This is a genomic window from Caulobacter soli (assembly GCF_011045195.1).
GTDB classification, from domain to species: Bacteria; Pseudomonadota; Alphaproteobacteria; order Caulobacterales; family Caulobacteraceae; genus Caulobacter; species Caulobacter soli.
In genome coordinates this window covers 729678-748548 of the sequence record NZ_CP049199.1, presented here as the reverse complement: position 1 = coordinate 748548, position 18871 = coordinate 729678, and the positions used below count along the sequence as shown (strand labels likewise).

General features: G+C 68.8%; 22 protein-coding genes. 11 read left to right on the top strand and 11 right to left on the bottom strand.

Features of this window, described 5'->3' with window-relative positions; translation table 11 throughout:
- Positions 1–145: 145 nt before the first annotated feature.
- Together thiE and G3M62_RS03705 are read left to right on the top strand one after the other, a co-directional pair.
- The gene (gene thiE, locus G3M62_RS03710; protein ID WP_165184823.1) at positions 146–805 is read left to right on the top strand and encodes a thiamine phosphate synthase; all 660 of its coding nucleotides are present in this window, start codon (positions 146–148) and stop codon (positions 803–805) included.
- Positions 806–881: 76 nt separating this feature from the next.
- Positions 882–1283, top strand: a complete 402-nt coding sequence (locus G3M62_RS03705; RefSeq protein ID WP_165184822.1) for a hypothetical protein — start codon at positions 882–884, stop codon at positions 1281–1283.
- Positions 1284–1322: 39 nt separating this feature from the next.
- On the opposite strand, the gene G3M62_RS03700 is transcribed toward G3M62_RS03705, so the two are convergent.
- Together G3M62_RS03700 and G3M62_RS03695 are read right to left on the bottom strand one after the other, a co-directional pair.
- A complete protein-coding gene (locus G3M62_RS03700; protein ID WP_165184820.1) occupies positions 1323–2189 on the bottom strand; it encodes a sigma-70 family RNA polymerase sigma factor in 867 nt (288 codons plus the stop codon).
- A complete protein-coding gene (locus G3M62_RS03695; RefSeq protein WP_165184819.1) occupies positions 2186–2578 on the bottom strand; it encodes a hypothetical protein in 393 nt (130 codons plus the stop codon). The genes G3M62_RS03700 and G3M62_RS03695 overlap by 4 nt, the downstream gene beginning before the upstream one ends.
- A gap of 134 nt (positions 2579–2712) precedes the next feature.
- Here G3M62_RS03695 and G3M62_RS03690 point away from each other — a divergent pair, with 134 nt between their 5' ends.
- Together G3M62_RS03690 and G3M62_RS03685 are read left to right on the top strand one after the other, a co-directional pair.
- On the top strand, positions 2713–2970 hold the full coding sequence (locus G3M62_RS03690; RefSeq protein WP_165184817.1) for a hypothetical protein: 258 nt from the start codon (positions 2713–2715) through the stop codon (positions 2968–2970).
- Between the two features lie 150 nt (positions 2971–3120).
- On the top strand, positions 3121–3915 hold the full coding sequence (locus tag G3M62_RS03685; protein ID WP_165184816.1) for an inositol monophosphatase family protein: 795 nt from the start codon (positions 3121–3123) through the stop codon (positions 3913–3915).
- A 69-nt stretch (positions 3916–3984) separates the two neighbouring features.
- On the opposite strand, the gene G3M62_RS03680 is transcribed toward G3M62_RS03685, so the two are convergent.
- A complete protein-coding gene (locus G3M62_RS03680; protein ID WP_165184814.1) occupies positions 3985–4368 on the bottom strand; it encodes a hypothetical protein in 384 nt (127 codons plus the stop codon).
- 227 nt (positions 4369–4595) lie between these two features.
- Between G3M62_RS03680 and G3M62_RS03675 the strand changes: the two genes are divergently transcribed.
- The 5 genes from G3M62_RS03675 (at position 4596) to G3M62_RS03655 (ending at position 9374) form a co-directional block, all read left to right on the top strand.
- Positions 4596–5066, top strand: a complete 471-nt coding sequence (locus G3M62_RS03675) for a chemotaxis protein CheW (protein ID WP_165184812.1) — start codon at positions 4596–4598, stop codon at positions 5064–5066.
- Between the two features lie 116 nt (positions 5067–5182).
- On the top strand, positions 5183–6283 hold the full coding sequence (locus G3M62_RS03670; protein WP_165184811.1) for a Zn-dependent alcohol dehydrogenase: 1101 nt from the start codon (positions 5183–5185) through the stop codon (positions 6281–6283).
- A gap of 53 nt (positions 6284–6336) precedes the next feature.
- Positions 6337–7356, top strand: coding sequence for a beta-eliminating lyase-related protein (locus G3M62_RS03665; RefSeq protein WP_165184809.1), 1020 nt, complete (start codon positions 6337–6339; stop codon positions 7354–7356).
- A 15-nt stretch (positions 7357–7371) separates the two neighbouring features.
- Entirely contained in the window at positions 7372–8157 is a 786-nt protein-coding gene (locus G3M62_RS03660; protein ID WP_165184808.1) for a class I SAM-dependent methyltransferase, read from the top strand.
- 128 nt (positions 8158–8285) lie between these two features.
- A complete protein-coding gene (locus G3M62_RS03655; RefSeq protein ID WP_246263460.1) occupies positions 8286–9374 on the top strand; it encodes an aromatic ring-hydroxylating oxygenase subunit alpha in 1089 nt (362 codons plus the stop codon).
- A gap of 189 nt (positions 9375–9563) precedes the next feature.
- Here G3M62_RS03655 and G3M62_RS03650 read toward each other — a convergent pair whose 3' ends face one another.
- The 7 genes from G3M62_RS03650 to G3M62_RS03620 form a co-directional block, all read right to left on the bottom strand.
- Positions 9564–10097: a DUF1579 family protein gene (locus G3M62_RS03650; protein ID WP_165184804.1), complete on the bottom strand. Its 534-nt coding sequence runs from the start codon at positions 10095–10097 to the stop codon at positions 9564–9566.
- 90 nt (positions 10098–10187) lie between these two features.
- A complete protein-coding gene (locus G3M62_RS03645) occupies positions 10188–11024 on the bottom strand; it encodes a helix-turn-helix domain-containing protein (RefSeq protein ID WP_165184803.1) in 837 nt (278 codons plus the stop codon).
- 10 nt (positions 11025–11034) lie between these two features.
- Positions 11035–11505 (bottom strand): recombinase family protein, encoded by a 471-nt coding sequence (locus G3M62_RS03640; RefSeq protein WP_165184801.1) that lies wholly within the window; start codon positions 11503–11505, stop codon positions 11035–11037.
- A gap of 130 nt (positions 11506–11635) precedes the next feature.
- Positions 11636–13876: a putative bifunctional diguanylate cyclase/phosphodiesterase gene (locus G3M62_RS03635; protein ID WP_165184799.1), complete on the bottom strand. Its 2241-nt coding sequence runs from the start codon at positions 13874–13876 to the stop codon at positions 11636–11638.
- Positions 13877–14121: 245 nt separating this feature from the next.
- Positions 14122–14556 (bottom strand): carboxymuconolactone decarboxylase family protein, encoded by a 435-nt coding sequence (locus tag G3M62_RS03630; protein ID WP_165184798.1) that lies wholly within the window; start codon positions 14554–14556, stop codon positions 14122–14124.
- Between the two features lie 72 nt (positions 14557–14628).
- Positions 14629–14838 (bottom strand): hypothetical protein, encoded by a 210-nt coding sequence (locus tag G3M62_RS03625; protein ID WP_165184796.1) that lies wholly within the window; start codon positions 14836–14838, stop codon positions 14629–14631.
- A 2-nt stretch (positions 14839–14840) separates the two neighbouring features.
- Entirely contained in the window at positions 14841–15803 is a 963-nt protein-coding gene (locus tag G3M62_RS03620; protein ID WP_165184795.1) for an acetyl-CoA carboxylase carboxyltransferase subunit alpha, read from the bottom strand.
- A gap of 408 nt (positions 15804–16211) precedes the next feature.
- Between G3M62_RS03620 and G3M62_RS03615 the strand changes: the two genes are divergently transcribed.
- Both G3M62_RS03615 and G3M62_RS03610 read left to right on the top strand, forming a co-directional pair.
- Positions 16212–16412: a hypothetical protein gene (locus tag G3M62_RS03615; RefSeq protein ID WP_165184793.1), complete on the top strand. Its 201-nt coding sequence runs from the start codon at positions 16212–16214 to the stop codon at positions 16410–16412.
- Between the two features lie 117 nt (positions 16413–16529).
- Entirely contained in the window at positions 16530–16943 is a 414-nt protein-coding gene (locus G3M62_RS03610; RefSeq protein ID WP_165184792.1) for an OsmC family protein, read from the top strand.
- A 139-nt stretch (positions 16944–17082) separates the two neighbouring features.
- Here G3M62_RS03610 and G3M62_RS03605 read toward each other — a convergent pair whose 3' ends face one another.
- Positions 17083–18132: an HpcH/HpaI aldolase/citrate lyase family protein gene (locus G3M62_RS03605; RefSeq protein WP_165184790.1), complete on the bottom strand. Its 1050-nt coding sequence runs from the start codon at positions 18130–18132 to the stop codon at positions 17083–17085.
- Positions 18133–18871: the final 739 nt, after the last annotated feature.

Here is an 18871-nt window from a genome sequence, read left to right as displayed (position 1 = left end):
AGCAAGTCCCGCCGAATGATTGTCATTCTCATGTAGCTGAGGCGCTAAGCTTTTGCAACTGACTCGCAGTGCGACAAATGGGGACAGGCGCATGCGCCTGTCCCCGACCGTAGCCGTTAGGGCCAAATCGGCGTAATTGCCCCCCATGACCGACTGCCGCCTCTATCTGATCACCCCGCCCGCTCTGGACGACCTGGCCGCGTTCGGCCGCGACCTGGCCGCCGCCCTGGAGGCCGGCGACGTGGCCGCGTTGCAGATCCGCCTGAAGGACGTCTCGGACGAGGCTGTCGCCGCCGCCGTCCAGGCCCTGGCTCCGATCGCCCGCGCCCACGATGTGGCGGTGATCCTCAACGACCGTCCGGACCTGGCCGCGCGGCTGGGCTGCGACGGCGTCCACGTCGGCCAGAGCGACACGCCTTTCAAGGACGCCCGCAAGATCATGGGGCCGAACGCCATGATCGGCGTCACCTGCCACGACAGCCGCCACCTGGCCATGGAGGCCGCCGAGGCCGGGGCCGACTACGTGGCCTTCGGGGCCTTCTTCCCGACCACCACCAAGGACGCCCCGACCACCGCCGATCCGGAGATCCTGTCGATCTGGCAGGAAACGATGGAGGTCCCTTCGGTGGCCATCGGCGGGATCACCGCCGACAACGCCGCCGCTCTCGCCACGGCGGGCGCCGACTTCCTGGCCGTCTCGGCCGGGGTCTGGAAGCACGCCGGCGGTCCGGCGGCGGGCGTCGCGGCGATCAACGCGGCCATCGCCGAGGGGCTTGAAGCGCGCTTGGCGGCGCGCGGCGGATAACGCCGTTCGCGGAACTTGCCGGTCAAGCTTGGCGGGCGTAGCCTCCCCCCAACGATAAGAAGCGGGGAGGACGCCCATGCGGCGGCTTGGTCTGTGTGTGCTTGGCGTACTGGCCGTGGCGACCTGCGCCCAGGCCGAAACCTGGAAGCCCGCCCCCGGCGAGGCGAAAACCTTCTACGACGCCGACTTCATGCGGTTGGACGAGACGTCCGGCCTGATCGTCGTGCGCATCGCAGAGGGCAAGCCCAACGGGCCCTACAAGGCCTGGCCGGCCAGCAAGGGGCCGATCATGCTGTTCGCCCTGGACTGCGCCGCCGACAAGTGGATCGACCTGGGCATGGACTTCACCGGCGACCAGGGCCTGCCCAAGGGCTGGCGCAAGGGCGAGAAGGTCGACGACATCAAGGGCGCCGTTGGCGGCGCCGGCCGCGTGGCCTGCGAGACCAAGGACACCCTGCCGAAGGTGGCCTTGCCTTAGGGGCCGGTCGACTCGGTGCGTCCTTCGAGGCTCGGCCTCTCAGCTGTTCAACCGCGCCAGCTTCTCCGGATTGCGCATCGTGTAGACCGCCGCGATGCGGCCGTCGGTGATCTCCAGGCCCATGGTCTGGAACACCACGCCGTCGTGGCTGAGCACGAGGCCGGGGGCGCCGTTGATCCGCGCCAGGCGAGCGGTCGTGCCCTCGGGGGCCGGCCACTTCTTCTTGATGCCCAGCAGCATGCGCACGGCCTTGTCCAGGCCGAACACCGGATTGAGGTTGGCGCTGACGAGGCCGCCGCCGTCGGCGTGCATGACCACGTCCTGGGCCAGGATCCCCCGCAAGGTGGTCTCGTCGCCGCTCAGGGCCGCGGCCAGGAAGGCGCTGGTCAGGCGCTGTTCCTCCTCGGCGCTGGGACGGTAGCGCGGCTTGCCGGCCTTGACGTGCTCGCGGGCCCGAGCGGCCAGCTGGCGGCAGGCGGCCTCGGTGCGCCCCAGGGTGCGGGCCACCTCGGCGAATGGGGCGTCGAACACGTCGTGCAGCAGGAAGGCGGCGCGTTCCAGCGGGGTCAGTCGCTCCAGGGCCAGCAGGAAGGCCACCGACAAGTCTTCGCCCAGACGCTCCCCAAGGCGCTCGTTGTCCTCGTCGACCACCGGCTCGGGCAGCCACTCGCCGACATAGACCTCGCGGCGGGCCCGGGCCGACTTCAGCCGGTCCAGGCACAGGCGGGTGACCACCTTGTTGAGGAACCCGGCCGGATTGGCCACCTCGCCGGCCTCGACGCCGCGCCAGCGCAGCCAGGCGTCCTGCACCACGTCCTCGGCGTCGGCCCGCGAGCCCAGCATGCGGTAGGCGAGGCCCGTCATCGCCCCCCGCCGTTCCTCGAAGATCGCATCCTGCTCGCTCATGCCCGTACCTTCTGGCGCCGAACGCAGGCGCGCACCACCAGCAGGCTGATGATCGCCGGCAGGAACACGCCCGGAAAGTCGCGGGCCAGCAGCGGCCATGGCAGGCTGGTCCCGCAGAAGGGCGTGATCAGGTGGATCGCCGCGTGCAGACACAGGAAGGTCGCCGAGACCACCGCAAGGCCCAGGCCGCGCGCCGGGTCCTTCAGCGCCCAGCCCATGGCCAGGGCGCAGGCCAGGAACGCCGCGCCGATGTCGCGTACGAAGTGCGCGTTCAGCGGCCCGGTCTCGAGCACCCCCGGCACGCGCGGATACCACCAGGCCGGGGCCAGCAGCATCACCACGCCGTTGATCGCCAGGATCGCCGGCAAGACCCATTTCACCCATCGCATCGCCACATCCTCCACGTTTGGAGACAGGACGAGGCGGGTGCGAGGGATGTGACATGACGGCGTGAAATTCTGGATAGTTGCCGGACGCCGCGAAGCCGGCCAACCTGCGGGGCGCCTCGGGGGAGACAGAAACCATGCGGACCAAGTGGAAACTCGTCGGCCTGGCCTTCCTCGCGCTGGTCGTTGTCTTCTACCTGATCGTTCCGCTCTTCACGATCCAAGTGACCATCAAGATGCCGCCGGGAACCACCGACGCCGTCCCGCAGGACATCAACCGCATCGCGACCTGGATCGTCGTCGGCTTGGTCCTGACGTTCGCCCTGGCGGCCCTGGGCGCGATCGCCTGGGTGGTCCGCCACGTCCTCCTGCGGCAACAACGGCCGAACGGTTAGCCCAGCGACAAAATCCCCTCGCCTTGCTTTCGGCGGCGTGGGCGACTAGGTATCGCGCCCACTTTCCCGATCTTTCTATCCGCCCGCACGCATATCCCCCGCCGTCACTCGCTTGACGCCGCGCAGGGGGAACTATGAGGAACACCTGCCTTGGCCACCGCTTCCGCCCTTCTGAACGTGATGATCGACGCTGCGCGTAAAGCAGCACGCGGCCTGGCCCGTGACTTTGGCGAAGTCACCGAGCTGCAGGTGTCCAAGAAGGGCCCCGCCGACTTCGTCACCGCCGCCGACCAGAAGGCCGAGCAGGTGATTTTCGAGATCCTGGAAAAGGCCCGTCCCGGCTACGGCTTCCTGGGCGAGGAGCGCGGCATGATCGAGGGCACCGACAAGACCCACACCTGGATCGTCGACCCGCTGGACGGCACCACCAACTTCCTGCACGGCATCCCGCACTTCGCGGTCAACATCGCCCTGCAGCGCGAGGGCGAAGTGGTGGCCGGCGTCACCTACAACCCCATCACCAACGACCTGTTCTGGGTCGAAAAGGGCAAGGGCGCCTATCTGGGCGCCGAAAAGCGCCTGCGCGTCGCCGCCCGCCGTCACCTGGACGAGAGCATCCTGGCCACCGGCGTGCCGTTCCTGGGCAAGCCCGGCCACGCCCAGTTCCTCAAGGAGCTGCACCAGGTCAGCCAGAAGGTCGCCGGCGTGCGCCGCTTCGGCGCGGCGGCCCTGGACCTGGCCTGGGTCGCGGCCGGCCGTTTCGACGGCTACTGGGAACGCAACATCAAGCCGTGGGACGTGGCGGCCGGCGTGCTGATGGTCACCGAGAGCGGCGGCAAGGTCTCGACCATTGAAGAGCACGGCAACCCGGTCGACGGCGTCTCGATCCTGGCGGCCAACCAGGAACTGCACCCGCTGGTGCTGGAGCGCCTTCAGGCGGCCTAGGCCTAACACCCAAACAAAAACGCCCTGGGTTCGCACCCAGGGCGTCTTCGTTTCTAGCCCGACCGACCGTTACCGGCAGACGGTCCGCTCGTACACGGTGCCGCGATAGCGGTCGTACTCGCGGGTGGTCCAGCAGTCGCCGCGACCGCCGTAGCCGTACCCGTAGGGACGGCCGTAGCCATAGCCGCCGTAGTAGCGGGGCGGAGGGGGCGGCGGGGCGTAGTAGCCGTTGTTGTAGTGGTTGTTGTTGCCGGCGATGGCCGCGCCCAGCGCCAGACCAACGATGCCGCCGGCGATGGCCACCCCGGCGTCGTTGCCATGGTGATAGCCGTGGCCGTAATAGCCGCCGTGGCGGTAGCCCTGGGCCGAGGCGGCGGTCGCGCCGGCGACCATGGCCAGGGCGGCGACGCCGGCGGCGACACGGCCGATAGTAGTCTTCAGAGTGCGGTTCATGACGCTGTTCCTTCCTGGAGAAGGCGTTCGGACACGTCTTGTCTCCATGTTGGGATCATCATCGTCCCCGGCGGCTGAACGCAGGCTGAACGGCACCGTCAGCTTCGGAGACGGTTTCGCCGGACTCAAAGCGTTGAATTAAGGCCGATTTGTTCACCTTTCCGCGCGAAGGTGAGGACAAGACGGCGCCCAGAACGGGCGACGAAGAGCTTGAAGGCGACCAGGCGATGTCCAGGAACGTGGCTTATACGGCCGGCGAGGATCTGCAGATCCTGTCGTTCGAAGTCGGAACCCAGACCTATTGCGTGCCGGTGGGCGCGGTCCGCGAGATCCGCGGCGTCACCCCGGCCACCCCGCTTCCCGACGCTCCCCCCTATGTGCGCGGCGTGATCAACCTGCGCGGCCAGGTGATGCCGGTCATCGACCTGTCCGAACGCCTGGGCAAGGGCGTGGCCGCCGACAGCGCCCGCCAGGTGATCATCGTGGTCGAGCACCACGACGACGTCGCCGGCCTGCTGGTCGACGCGGTCTGCGACAGCTTCATCGTCTCGGCCGACGCCATCAGCCCCCCGCCCCCGCTGGGCGAGGACGCGTCCTCGCCGCTGGTCTCGGCGGTGATCACCACCGAGACGACCATGGTCGTGCTGCTGGCGGTCGACGCCATCCTGCCCGAACGCAAGGTCGCGCTGGCGGCTTAAGAATTCTCCTCCCCCGCGATGCGGGTGAGGAGACCTCGAACATTTGTTCGAATAACCCCTTCCTTCGCCCCCCGCCCTCCCGTTAGGGTCTCCCGCAACAAACAGGGAGATCGCCGATGAAGGCCGCCGTACTGCGCGAGGTGGGCAAGCCGCTCACGATCGAGACCGTCTCGATCGGCAAGCCGGGCCCGCACGAGGTGCTGATCCGCACCAAGGCCGCCGGCGTCTGCCATTCCGACCTGCACTTCATCGAAGGCTCCTACCCCCATCCCCTGCCCGCTGTGCTGGGCCACGAGAGCGCCGGAATCGTCGAGGCGGTCGGCTCCGAGGTCCGCACGGTCAAGGTCGGCGACCATGTGATCACCTGCCTGTCGGCCTATTGCGGCCACTGCGAGGTCTGCCTCACCGGCCACATGAACCTCTGCATCAGCCCCGAGACCAAGCGCGCCAAGGGCGAGGAACCGCGCCTGTTCCGCGAGGACCTGTCCGGTTCCGGCGACACCAAGATGGCCCAATTCCTGAACCTGTCGTCGTTCGCCGAGATGATGCTGGTGCACGAGCACGCGTGCGTGGCCGTGCGCAAGGACATGCCGTTCGACCGGGCCGCCCTGATCGGCTGCTCGGTGATGACCGGCGTCGGCGCGGTGGTCCACACCTCCAGCGTTCGGCCCGGCGAGACCGTGGCGGTGATCGGCTGCGGCGGGGTGGGCCTGGCCACGATCAACGGCGCGGCCATGGCCGGCGCGGGGCGGATCATCGCCATCGACCGCATCCCGGCCAAGCTGGAGCTGGCGCGCCAGTTCGGCGCCACCGACCTGATCAACGCCGCCGACGGCGACCCCGTCAAACAGGTGCAGGAACTGACCGGCGGCGGCGTCCAGCACAGCTTCGAGGCCATCGGCCTGAAGGTCACCGCCGAGCAGTCGTTCAAGATGCTGCGACGAGGCGGCACGGCCAACATCATCGGCATGATCCCGGTCGGCACCATGATCGAGCTGCACGGCCCCGACTTCCTGGGCGAGAAGCGCATCCAGGGCAGCTTCATGGGCTCCAACCGCTTCCCGGTCGACATGCCCCGCCTGGTCGACGCCTACATGGCCGGCAAGCTGAAGCTGGACGAACTGATCTCGCGCCGCATCAAGCTGGAAGAGGTCAACTCGGCCTTCGACGAACTGAAGCGCGGGGAGTTGGCGCGCTCGGTGATCGTGTTTGATTGATCCTCGCCGGCGTGGCATCGGGAGCTGACCCGACACCACGCCGAGACTCGCCCATGGCCCGCTACGACTTCGCCTCCGACAACGTCGCCAGCGCCATGCCGGAAGTCATCGCGGCGATCGTCGCCGCCAACGCCGGCACGGCGTCGGGCTACGGGACCGACCACGTCACCGCCGCGGCCGCCGACCGCATCCGCGCCCTGCTGGACGCCGACGCCGAGGTGCGGTTCACCGCCTCGGGCACGGCGGCCAACGCCTTCGCCCTGACGTGCCTGGCCCATCCGCACGAGGCGGTGCTGGCTCACGAGCACGCCCACATCTGCACCGACGAGACCGGCGCGCCGGGCTTCTTCGGCCAGGGCGTGGGCCTGGTCGGCCTGCCCGGCGCCTCGGGCAAGATCGCGTTGCCGGGGCTGGAACTGGCGCTGAACGAGCCGGACGTCTCCTACCGCCAGCCCGCCGCCGCCCTGTCGCTGACCAACGCCACCGAGTACGGCACGGTCTACGGCGCCGACGACCTGGCCGCGCTGATCGCTCCGGCCAAGGCCAAAGGCTACGGCGTGCACCTGGACGGCGCCCGACTGGCCAACGCCGTGGCCGCCGGCTTCGACATCAAGCAGGTGGCCAGGATCGGCGTCGACATCCTGGTGATCGGCGGCACCAAGGCCGGCTCGACCCCGACCGAGGCCGTGGTGTTCCTGAACAAGGACCTGCACCGTCGCCTGGACGCCCGCCTCAAGCACGCCGGCCAGCTGGTCTCCAAGGGCCGCTTCCTGAGCGCGCCGTGGCTTGGCCTGCTGGGCGAGGATGGTAGCGGCGGCCCCTGGGCCGAGCGCGCGGCCCACGCCAACGCCATGGCGCAAAAGCTGGCCGCCCTGATGCCCTTCCCGCTGCGCCACCCGGTGGAAGCCAACGGCCTGTTCGTCGACATGGACGACGCGGCCCTGGAGCGCCTGCGCGACAAGGGCTGGTTCGTCTATCGCTTCCTGGACGGCACGGCGCGGTTCATGTGTTCGTGGGCGACGACGCCCGAGATGGTCGAGGAACTAGGTGAGGCGCTCAAGGCGGTCGCTTAAAGAGGGGGAACGGCGATGACGGACGCGGCGACACGAAAATCGGACGGCAGCGCCGGCGACGCCGACTATGGCCGCATCGGCCAGGGTTACGCCAACTATCGCCAGCCCGATCCCCGCATCGCCGCCTTCATCCTCGACGCCCTGGGCGAGGCCCGGACAGTGCTGAACGTCGGCGCGGGGCCCGGGTCCTACGAGCCGGTCGATCGCGACGTCACCGCCGTCGAACCGTCGGAGTCCATGCGCGCCCAGCGCCCGCCGCACCTGCCCCGCGCCATCGACGGCACGGCCGAGGCCCTGCCCTTCGCCGACGACAGCTTCGACGCCAGCATGACCACCTTCTCGGTGCACCAGTGGTCGGACCTGAAGGCGGGCCTGGCCGAGATGCGCCGGGTGACGCGCGGCCCGGTGCTGGTGCTGGGCGCCGATCCGGCCGTGCTGGACCGCTTCTGGCTCAACGACTACGCGCCCGAGGTGATCGCGGTCGAGGCTGGCCGCTATCCGCCGATCGACGCCATCGCCCAGGCCCTGGGCGGGGCGGTCGAGGTGCTGCACGTGCCGATCCCGCTGGACTGCCGGGACGGCTTCAACGAGGCCTATTACGGCCGCCCGGAGCGCCTGCTGGAGAAGGACGCCCGCAAGGCCTGTTCGGGCTGGAGCTTCGTGTCGCCGGAGGTCGTCGAACGGTTCGAGAGAACGCTGGCCGCGGATCTGGCCAGCGGCGCCTGGCACCGCCGCCACGGCGCCCTGCGCGCGCAGGCGACCTATGACGGCCCTCTCCGCCTGATCATCGCGAGGCCGTGAGGTCCGGCGGCTGACCGTTTTCGAGGCATCGGCGTGATCGCCCGCCAGCCACGCCTCACACTGCTTGCAAGTAATAATCCCCTTACCTTCTTCTAAAGGCGCGACCTCGAGGAATGAAGGAGACGCGCGTGACCGCCGCCGCCGAAGCCACCCTGGCCCCCCAAATCGCTCCAGAGACCGCCCCGCCCCTGCCGCCCGGCTTCCTGCCGCGTGGCTGCACCTTCACCGCCGAGGACTGGGCGATCCTGGCCCGCCAATGGTTCCCGGTCGCCCGCGTCGTCGACCTGGCCGACAAGCCCGCGCCCGTCACCCTGCTGGACCTGCCGCTGGTGGTCTATCGGGCCGGCGCGACGATCCGCGTGGCGCGCGACCTCTGCCCGCATCGCGGCCTGCCGCTGAGCCTGGGCTGGGTGGAAGGCGAGGAGATCATCTGCGCCTATCACGGTCTGCGCTACGGCCCCGACGGCCAGTGCCGCAAGATCCCCGCCCATCCCGACGCCGTCCCCTCGCCCAAGCTGAAGGTGGCGATGTTCGAGGCGGTCGAGCGCTACGGCCTGGTCTGGACCCGCCTGGATCCGTCGGACGACACCGCGACGATCCCCGACTTTCCGCTGTGGGACGCCGCCGGTTTCCAGCAGATCCTGCCGCCGTTCGTCGACATCGCCGGCTCGGCCGCCCGCGAGGTCGAGGGCTTCGTCGACGTCGCCCACTTCGCCTGGGTGCACCACGAGGCCTTCGCCGACCGCGACAATCCGGTGGTGCCGATCTACGAGACGCGCGCCACCGATTTTGGCCTGCGCACCGACTACTGGAGCGACGTCAGCAACTATTCAAAGGACCTCCGCCATCTGGCTCCGGCGGACTTCCGCTGGCTGCGGCGGTTCGAGGTCCATCCGCCGTTCGCGGCCCACCTGACGATCTTCTTCCCTGGCGAGGACCGTCTCAGCATCCTGAACCTGGCCAGCCCGGTCTCGGCGCGGAAGACGCGGCTCTTCGTGCCGCTGGTCCGCAACTTCGACACCGGCGGTTCGCTGGAAGACGTCTACGCCTTCAACGCCCAGATCTTCGCCGAGGACGCGGCGATCATCGAGCGCCAGTGCCCCGAGGAACTGCCGCTGGATCCCAACGAGGAGGCGCATTTCCCCGCCGACAAGACCTCGCTCGGCTATCGCCGCCTCCTGCGGGGGATGGGGTTGTCGTTCCGGTATGTGGGGTAAGGGTCCTATACCCCCCCTTTCAGCCGCCATTCCCGCCCTTGTGGCGGGAACCCCTCTGTCCGCCGCAAGGGCAGAGGTGTGGCGCGCCAGCGCGCCAAGGCATCTCACCGTCAGCTGAACCAGGGGTTCCCGCCACAAGGGCGGGAATGACGGCTAAGGAAGGATGAAGCGGCGCTATAGCGATCGCCCCTAGCGCACCCGCGCATACTCCAGCCGCACCGCCTGCGTCTCCCGCCCGCCGCGCGTCTCGTAGTAGTCGTAGGTGAAGTGGTCGTCGTCCTGGCGGGTCAACACCTCGCGTAGGGGGATGTTCGCGCCCGGGTGATCGAAATCCGGCGTCTGGCCGACGAAGGTGTAGCGCCCGGCCGCCGCGTCATAGCCGCCTTTGGCGACGATGAAGCCGGTGAAGTTGACGTCCATCCAGGTGCTGAAGAAGGTCTTGGCGGCGGTGTCGTAGCCGATGTAGCCCAGGCCCTGGAACGGCTTGTCCTTGGCGTCGATGCGCAGGTCCTGGCGCAGGTGGCGGCCGTCCAGGACCATGGCGAAGTCGGCCTCGCCCCGGTCGACGGCCGGCGGCTTGTCGGGACTGGTCCAGTAGCTCTGCCTGACGCTCCAGTGGCCGGCGAACCGAGCCAGGGCCGCGTGCTCGGCGTCGAGGGGCGCGGCGTGGGCGCCTGTAGCCATCATCGCCGCCAGAACCGCCACCTTCAGCCAAACCCGCATGATCCGTTCCTCCAAGATGATGGAGGCAGACGTGCGCGGCGGGACGGAAGGCCGCAACTACCTCCCAGGTCAGTGAAGCTGGCTGGAAGGTCAGTGCAGGTCGCCGGACGCCAGCCTGGCGCAGACTTCGGCCGTGTGAGCGTCGGCCGGGAAGGCGCAGTCGATGCGCAGCTCGTCCAGGGTGACGTCGCGCGGGGCGGCGAAGGTGGTGATCGTCTCGAAGAACCGCAGCGGCCCGGCGCGGCTGTTGAACACCATGGTCAGCACCGGTTCGGGCTCGCTCCCCAGGGCGCGCAGCCGCCAAGCGGCGGGCACGTCGGGATAGGCCAGGATCTCGTCCAGCAGCCGGCGGATCGCCGGGTCGTTGGGCGAGGCCATCAGCTCGTCCTGCAGCTGGCGCACGAACTTGGCCGCCACCTCGGGCCAGTTGGCGATCACCGGGCGGAAGTCAGCGGGATCGAACACCTGGTGCAGCAGGTTGGTGTGCGGACTCTGGCGGCCTTCCATCAGGAAGGCGTTGACCCGCATGGCCGCGTCGTTGGCGGCCAGCACGTCGAAGCGGCGGCTGAGGACGAAGGCGGGATAGGGCTCCTGGTGCTTGAGGATCAGGTCGATGGCCTGGCTGAGCGGCCCCATGGCGGGACTGGCCAGGGCGCGCTCGCCATACTGCGGCGCATGGCCGGCCGCCAGCAGCAGGGCGTTGTGCTCGCGCAAGCCCAGGCCCAGGGCGTCGGCCAGGCGGGCGACAGCCTCGCGGCTGGGCTGGGCCTTGCCGACCTCGATGAAGCCCAGGTGGCGGGCCGACAGACCGGCCTCGTGGGCCAGGTCCAGCTGGCTCATCCGCCGCTGCTCCCGCTGCTCGCGCAGCAGCACGCCGATGGCCGGACGCCCGTCCGAAGGACGTTTCGGGGCGGGCGTCGACGTCATGCCGGTCTCCTCAGGTCTCCACGTCGAGATCTGGGACCGGTTCGGCCGCTTGTCCATCCTGCGCCGCCTCCGACATTGGCCGCCGGCCGCCGTCGCGCACGATCTTTTCCTCGGCCGTGCGCACCATGCGGCGCTGGTCGTGGAAGCGGGCCAGCTGGGCGCAGGCGGTGAAGAACCCGCCGGGGGCGCGGGTGTCGATCCCCTCGGTCAGGGTCAGCAGGTGGACGCCAGCCGCCTCGAACCGCGCCAGCACTTCCAAGAGGTCGACCAGGTGGGCGGCGAAGGCGTGCAGGTTGATCACCGCCAGCACGTCGCCCGGGTTCAGCGCCGCCAGGGCCTGGTCCAGGCCCGGCTTGACCACGGCCAGGCCGTAGCAGCGGTCGTGGAACAGCTGGTCGCAGCCGGCCTCGAACAGGCGCTGGGACTGCGGCCCGTCGATCACCACGCCCCTGACGGGCGGAACTCTGAGATAGCCGACCATGCGCATGAGCCGGTGTGTGGCAAAGGCTGGGGCGCGAGGCTAGGGGCGATCGGCGGAAAGGTCGGGGATATCTTTGAAACCCTCTCCCAGAGGGAGCGGGGGCCCGAGCGAAGCTTGGGAGGGTGAGGGGTTACGCCCTGCCCTTTTTCCCTCGGGCGCCCTGCCGGCTCGCCGTCTGGCTCACCACCCCCTCATCCTCCCACGACTTCGTCGCGGGCCCCTCCTTCTCCCCATGGGAGAAGGTGATGATCGGGCCGCCCTGCGCGGCCACCGTCACCCCCAGCATCGCCGCGATCTCGGCGGCGGGCTTGGGGCGGCTGATGAAATAGCCTTGGATCTCGCCGCAGCCCTGGCGGCGCAGTTCGTCCAGCTGTTCCGCCGACTCCACGCCCTCGGCCGTGGTGGTGATGCCCAGGCTGGCGCCCAGGTCGAGCACGGCCTTGATGATCGCCAGGGCGTCGGCGTCGTCGAGGATGTCGCGCACGAAGGTCTGGTCGATCTTGATCTTGTCGAAGGGGAAGCTGCGCAGATAGCTCAGCGACGAATAGCCGGTGCCGAAATCATCCATCGAGATCCGCACGCCCAGGGCCTTCAGATCGTGCAGGATCGACATGTTGCCCACGCTGTCCTGCAACAGCACCGACTCGGTGATCTCCAGTTCCAGCCGCTCGGCGGGCAGGCCCGAGACCGCCAGGGCCGAGACCACGATGCCGACCAGGTGCTTGTCGCGGAACTGGGCCGGCGACAGGTTCACCGCCAGGCGCACGTGGTCGGGCCAGCCGGCCGCCTCGCGGCAGGCCTCGCGCAGCACCCACTCGCCCAGCGGATTGATCAGGCCGATTTCCTCGGCGATCGGGATGAAGTCGCCCGGCGAGACCATGCCCCGGGTCGGGTGGTTCCAGCGCAGCAGGGCCTCGCAGCCCATCACCCGGTCGGCGCCCAGGCTGAACAGCGGCTGGTAGTAGAGCTCGAACTGGCCCTCGGCCAGAGCCACCCGCAGGTCCAGCTCCAGGGCGCGGCGCGCCTGCAGGGCCTCGTCCATGGCGCGCTCGAAGAAGTGGAAGGCGCCGCGCCCGTCGGCCTTGGCGCGATAGAGGGCCATGTCGGCCTTCTTCAGCAGTTCGTCGCTGTCGGAGCCGTCGTTGGGCGACACGGCCACCCCGACGCTGCCGCCGATCATCACCTGGTGGCCCTGCAGCTCGAAGGTCTCGGCCAGGGCTTCGACGATGCGACCGGCCAGACGCGTGGCGCCCGACAGGTCGGTCAGGCCGCACTGGACCACCGCGAACTCGTCGCCGCCCAGGCGCGCGACGGTGTCGCCCTCGCGCACGCAGGCCCGCAGGCGCTCGGCGGCGGTCTTCAGCAGGGCGTCGCCGATCGGGTGACCCAGGGTGTCGTTGACGGTCTTGAAGCGGTCCAGGTCGATGCAGTGCACCGCCACCAGGTCCTCGCGACGCGACGCGCGGCTCAGGGCCGCCGACAGGTCCTTCTGGAACAGCAGGCGATTAGGAAGATCCGTGAGCGGATCATAGTGCGCCAGGCGGGCGATCTGGGCCTCGGCCCGCTTGCGCTCGGCGATGTCTTCCGAGACCGCCAGGATGTATTCGGCCTGGCCGTCGGGACCCGGGATGGCGATCTTCTTGGTGCGCAGCAGGGCCGTGGTGCCGTCCTTGCGCGGCACCAGGTCTTCCTCGATCACCCGCACCTCGCCCGAGGACGCCACCTCGGTGTCGCGCTGGCGATAGATGGCCGCCTGCTCGGCCGGATAGAAGTCGGCGTCGGTGCGGCCGATCATGTCGGCGCGGGCATGGCCCAGGATCTTCTCGCCGGCCCGGTTCAGCAGCACGTAGGAATGATCGTCGGCGCGCTTGACGAACACCATCGACGGGATGGCCTCGACCACCGCGGTCATGAAGGTGTGGGCGCGTTCCTGGTCGGCCTTGGCCGAGGCTAGGGCCTCGACGCCCCGGCGGTTGGTCTCGTTGGCGGCCTGCAGCAGACCCAGCACGGTGCCGACGCCCAGGTAGCGGCCCTTGTCGGTGACGATGAAGCCGCGCAGCAGGTCCGAGGCGCGATACGACAGGCTGTCGCTGGTGAAGGCCGCCAGCTCGACATCGGCCTCGACCACCAGCGGGTCGTTGTCCATCAGCACCGAGATCGGACGCAGGGCGTAGAGGGCGCGGCCATACTCGGCGGCCATGCGCAGGAAGAAGGCGTTGCGCTCGACCAAGCCGATCGGGCGATCGTCCGCGTCCAGAACCGGCACGATCAGCGTGTCGGGCTCCTCGCGGAACCGCTCGTACAGCGTCTTGCCCAGGGTGTCGGCGCGGGCCGGAACCAGGGAAGAAACGGTGTCTCGCAAGGTGAACATAGATACGCCTCCACTCGCGAGTGGAAGGACCATTTCTCAGCTAACGACTACCTAATCCCTAGCCCGGAGCACTACTATTTCGCGAAAGTTTCACGCGGCCGTCACAGTGTTTGCCGGGGCGTTTACTTTGACTTGCTGAAAGCGGTTGAGCGCCCCCTGCATCACGCGCTTTGCGACGCGCCGCTTCCGCGTTTCGCGGATGGCGTGGCGTCGGCGATGACGACGGAGGGGGCGCTCCAGAGCCTCTAGTGCACCGACACGCCCAGGCGGTTCCAGAGGTTGATCATCGCGATCACCGTCGTCAGGGCGCTGGCCTCGACCTCGCTGAAGTGCTCGCGCAGGGCGGCGCGCAGCGGGCCCAGCTCGGTGTGGGTGGGCAACTGGGTCAGGGCCTCGGTCCAGGCCAGGGCGGCCTTTTCCTTGGCGGTGAAGTCCGACACGTGGCTCCAGACCACCAGGCGGTCGAGCCGCTCGTTGGTCTCGCCGTCGTCGCGGGCTTCCTTGGCATGCATCTTCACGCAGAAGGCGCACTGGTTCAGCTGCGAGGCCCGCAGCTTGACCAGATGCACCAGGCGCGCGTCGACCCCGGCGCCCACGGCCGCCGTCTCGGCGGCGATGAAGGCCTGGTAGACGGCCGGCACGTTGAGGTCGTGGCGGAAGGGGGCGGTTTCGGCGCTCATGATCTTGTCCTCGATTTGGCCCGGCGATCGGGCTTTCGGGAACAAGACGAGACGCCTAGGCGCGGCGTGACATCAACCGCGAATTTTCTTGCCGCTATAGTGCGCGAAGGTCTTCCAGGCCAGGAAACCCAGAAAGCCCACGCCGGCGACCGCGCCGACGATGATCGCCACGGGCGGCGCTTCGGCCAGGGCCGCAAAGCCGGCTTCCACGCCGACCTCCACGCCACCGCCGACGACTTCGCCCAGGAAGTCGTCGCGCTTGCGCCGGTCGTTGTCGTCCACGCCTACTGCAGCCCCTCGCGGCCGATGGCGTAGAACCGCGCGGCGCGCTGCTTCTTCAGCTCGGCGGCCGACAGCTTCATCAGGGCCTTCAGCTCGTCCTCGACCGCGTCGCCGACGGCTTCGATGGCGGCGGCCGGGTCGGAGTGGGCCCCGCCGGCCGGTTCCTCGACGATACGGTCGACGATCTTCAGCTGGATCAGGTCCTGGGCGGTGATCTTCATGTTGGTCGCCGCGTCCTTGGCCCGGGCGCCGTCGCGCCACAGGATCGAGGCCGCGCCTTCCGGCGAGATCACCGAATAGATCGAGTGCTCCAGGATCAGCACCTTGTTGGCGCCGGCCAGGGCGATGGCGCCGCCGCTGCCGCCTTCACCGACGATGGTTGCGACCATCGGGGTCTCCAGCACGAGGCCCCGTTCGGTCGAGCGGGCGATGGCCTCGGCCTGGCCGCGCTCTTCGGCGCCCAGGCCCGGATAGGCGCCGGCGGTGTCGACGAAGGTGATGACCGGCAGGTTGAAGCGCTCGGCCATGTCCATCAGGCGCACGGCCTTGCGATAGCCCTCGGGGCGGGCCATGCCGAAATTGTGCTTCAGGCGGGTGGTGGTGTCGTGGCCCTTCTCGTGGCCCATGACCACGACGGGGATGCCGCGGAACCGGCCCAGGCCCCCGACGATCGCCTGGTCGTCGGCGAACTTGCGGTCGCCGCGCAGCTCGACGAACTCGTCGATCAGGCCGGCGATGTAGTCCTTCAGGTGCGGCCGCTCGGGATGGCGGGCGACCATGGTCTTCTGCCAGGCGTCCAGGCCGGCATAGGCTTCCTTGCGGAGCTGCTGGGCGCGGTCGCGCAGGGCCTGGATCTCGGTTTCGAACGCGCCGGCGCCCGCCGTCTCGGAGAGCCGCGACAGCTCCTCGATCTTGCTTTCCAGATCGGCGATGGGTCGCTCGAAGTCGAGATAATGCGCGGCCATGGGTCTCTTAACGTCGCCGTTGCGGAAAGGTGGCGAACCTAGAGCGCGATAACGCAAAACGGAACCGCTTTCGGCGGGTGGCGGGCCTGAAATCGCCAAACCGTGGCCATGGGCGGGACTCAAGCGGGACTCAGGCCGGACTCATTGGCGTTTTAGGAAGGGTGGCGCGGAGCCCTGGCCTGCGACTCGTCGTCGCAGCGACACCATGACTCGGCCGGAACCCCTGCGAGTCTCAGGGATTCGTCTTCGTGAGAGTCCTGTGGAGAGTCCTGTATTGAAACCTGCGATCTCTGGTTAATCGCCGGCCCTTCACCTATATCCTTCTGGTCGGCTCAGAATCCAGCCGACGCCCGCGGCCCCGCCCATCGAATATGGACCCGGTCCCGCCTGTAGCGAACGGATGTTCCCATGCAGGTGTTCACCTTTTTCTGTGTCGAGTCCGATGGCTCGGTGCCGCGTTTCGACGTCACCCCCTGCCTTGACGACCAGGCCGCGCGTCGCCGCGCCGAAGATCTGGTCGGCGTGCATCGCGGCTGCGACACCGTCGAGGTGTGGCGCGGCGCCACGCGCCTGTTCGACGTGACGTCGGCCCAGCAGGCGGCGGCTTAAGGTCCTAGTCTTCCCCGCGCCACGCTCGGAACGACAATTTCGGGGACAGGCGCAAATCCATCCAAGACGGCTCCGTTTCGTGATGGCAGTTTCCGCGCCTAGCCCGGAGTCCGCCCCATGACCGCCCCCGCCCGTCCTTCCGCCATCGCCGACGACAGCGGCCACGGCGGCGTGCAGATCCTGATCACCGCCGGCCCCGTCCGCTTCACGGGCGACCTTACGCCGGCCGACGGCGGGCTCGACGTCGGTCCCAATCCCCACGACCTGGTCGCCGCCGGCCTGGCGGCCTGCACCACCCAGACGCTGCGGCTCTACGCCAAGCGCAAGGCCTGGGCCCTGGGCGCGGTGAGCGTGAAGGTGACCTGGCGGCGCGAGCCGGGCTGGCTGCCGGCCGACGTCTTCGAGCGCGTGATCACCCTCGATGGCGACCTGGACGACGCCCAGCGCGCCCGGCTGATGGAGATCGCCGAGGCCTGCCCCGTGCACAAGATGCTGGTGGCGGGGTCGAAGGTGGAGACTCGGGCGGCGTAGCGGCGGCGAACACTTGCCCCCTACGGATCGCTTCGCGATCGTCTTCCCCCTGAGGGGGAAGAGGGCGCCGCGCGAGCCTCCGCCCCCTATGGGGGCGGACAGACGGCGAAGCCGTCAGGTGGGGGCAAGCGGGTGAGCCTCAGAACCCATACAGCCCCGCATACTCCGCATCCTTGGCCGCGATCTGCTTGGCGCAATCGACCATGACCTTGGCCTGTTTCCAGGTGGCGTCGTCCTGCATCTTGCCGTCCAGCATGGCCACGCCCGTGCCGTCGGGCATGGCCTCCAGGATGCGCTTGGCGAAGGCCACCTCGTCGGGGGCCGGCGAGAACACCCGCTTGGCGATCTCGATCTGGCTGGGATGCAGGCTCCAGGCGCCGGCGCAGCCCATCAGGAAGGCGTTGCGGAACTGCTGCTCGCAGGCGACCGGATCGTCGATGGCCCCGAACGGACCGTAGAACGGCTTGACGCCATGGGCCGCGCAGGCGTCGACCATCTTGGCGAAGGTGTAATGCCACAGGTCCTGCTGCACCGAGACGCGAGGCGAGCCATCGGCGTGCGGATCCTCGATCACGCGGTAGCCGGGATGGCCGCCGCCGACCCGGGTGGTCTTCATGGCGCGGCTGGCGGCCAGATCCGCCGGGCCCAGGCTGATGCCCTGCATCCGCGAGCTGGCCCCGGCGATCTGCTCGACGTTCATCACCCCCTCGGCCGTCTCGAGGATGGCGTGCAGCAGGATCGGCCGCTCGACCCCGTGCTTGGCCTCCAGCGAGGCCAGCAGCTGGTCCATGTAGAAGATGTCCCACGGCCCCTCGACCTTGGGGACCATGATCACGTCGATCTGGTTGCCGGCCTTCTCGACCAGGGTCGCCACCTCGTCCAGGTGCCAGGGCGAGTTCAGGCAGTTGATCCGCACCCACAGGCCCACGCCCAGCGCCTTGAAGTCGGTGGCGCGGGCCATCTCGATGGTCCCGGCCAGGGCCGCGCCCTTGGCGTCGGCGGGGATGGCGTCTTCCAGGTTGGCCAGGATCACGTCGACGGTCGGGGCGATCTCGGGGACCTTGGCCCGCACCTTGTCCAGGTGCGGCGGCACGAAGTGGATCATGCGCTCGACCCGGGCCGGCGGCTCCCGCCACGGCGCCGGCGCGCCGATGGCCAGCGGTTTGAAAAAGCCTCGGGGGGTCTTCATGCGCATGCTCCCAGCGTCGTGTTCTTATTTCGCAGTTGCGAGATAAGGTGCGGCGGCGCGGGAACGGGGTCAAGGCTGACGCGTGGGTCAGGGGGTGGTCAGAGCGGGCGCCACGCGAAACCCCTCTCTCTTTGAGAGAGGGTGGGAGGGTGAGAGGTTTCACCGCCAACAGGCAAATCCGGAGCCGCTGAGGCTTCAAAATCCCAAACCTCATCCGCGATGCGATGGCCGACACAGGCCGTCTTCGTCGGAGTTTCATTCTGAGAGATTGTAACCTCTGAGGGCAGACAGGAGGTTCTAGAGTCCCGGGATAGGGCGGGACACGGCGGGATACCGTGGGATGAAACCCTTACAGGGTAAGGCCCCGGAAAAAATTCGGCCGGTCTTCGATCGCTTCGGGACTGTCTAGAGTGAACGGCCAAATTGACACCGGAACGACAGGTTCGGCTGGAGTCGGGGCCAGGTTGGGGCGCGTCGCCTTAAGAGCCCCCTAAAACGGCCCTAAGCCTTTCTTAGCAAGGGTTTAGGCGACGCCCAGGACGCGGTCCGGGCCGCCCTGCAGGGGCGAAGCGGGCGTCGATCGACATGGCGAACTGGGACCCCAGCGGGCCCAGTTGTCAAAACGGGGGCCCAGTTTCTCTACCGCCAAGGGAATCAAGGGTTTTGGCGAGGTCGGACCACCGAGAACGGGCGCCATACCCACTCTGGAACTGGGACCCTTTTTCCGCCGCCGGCGACG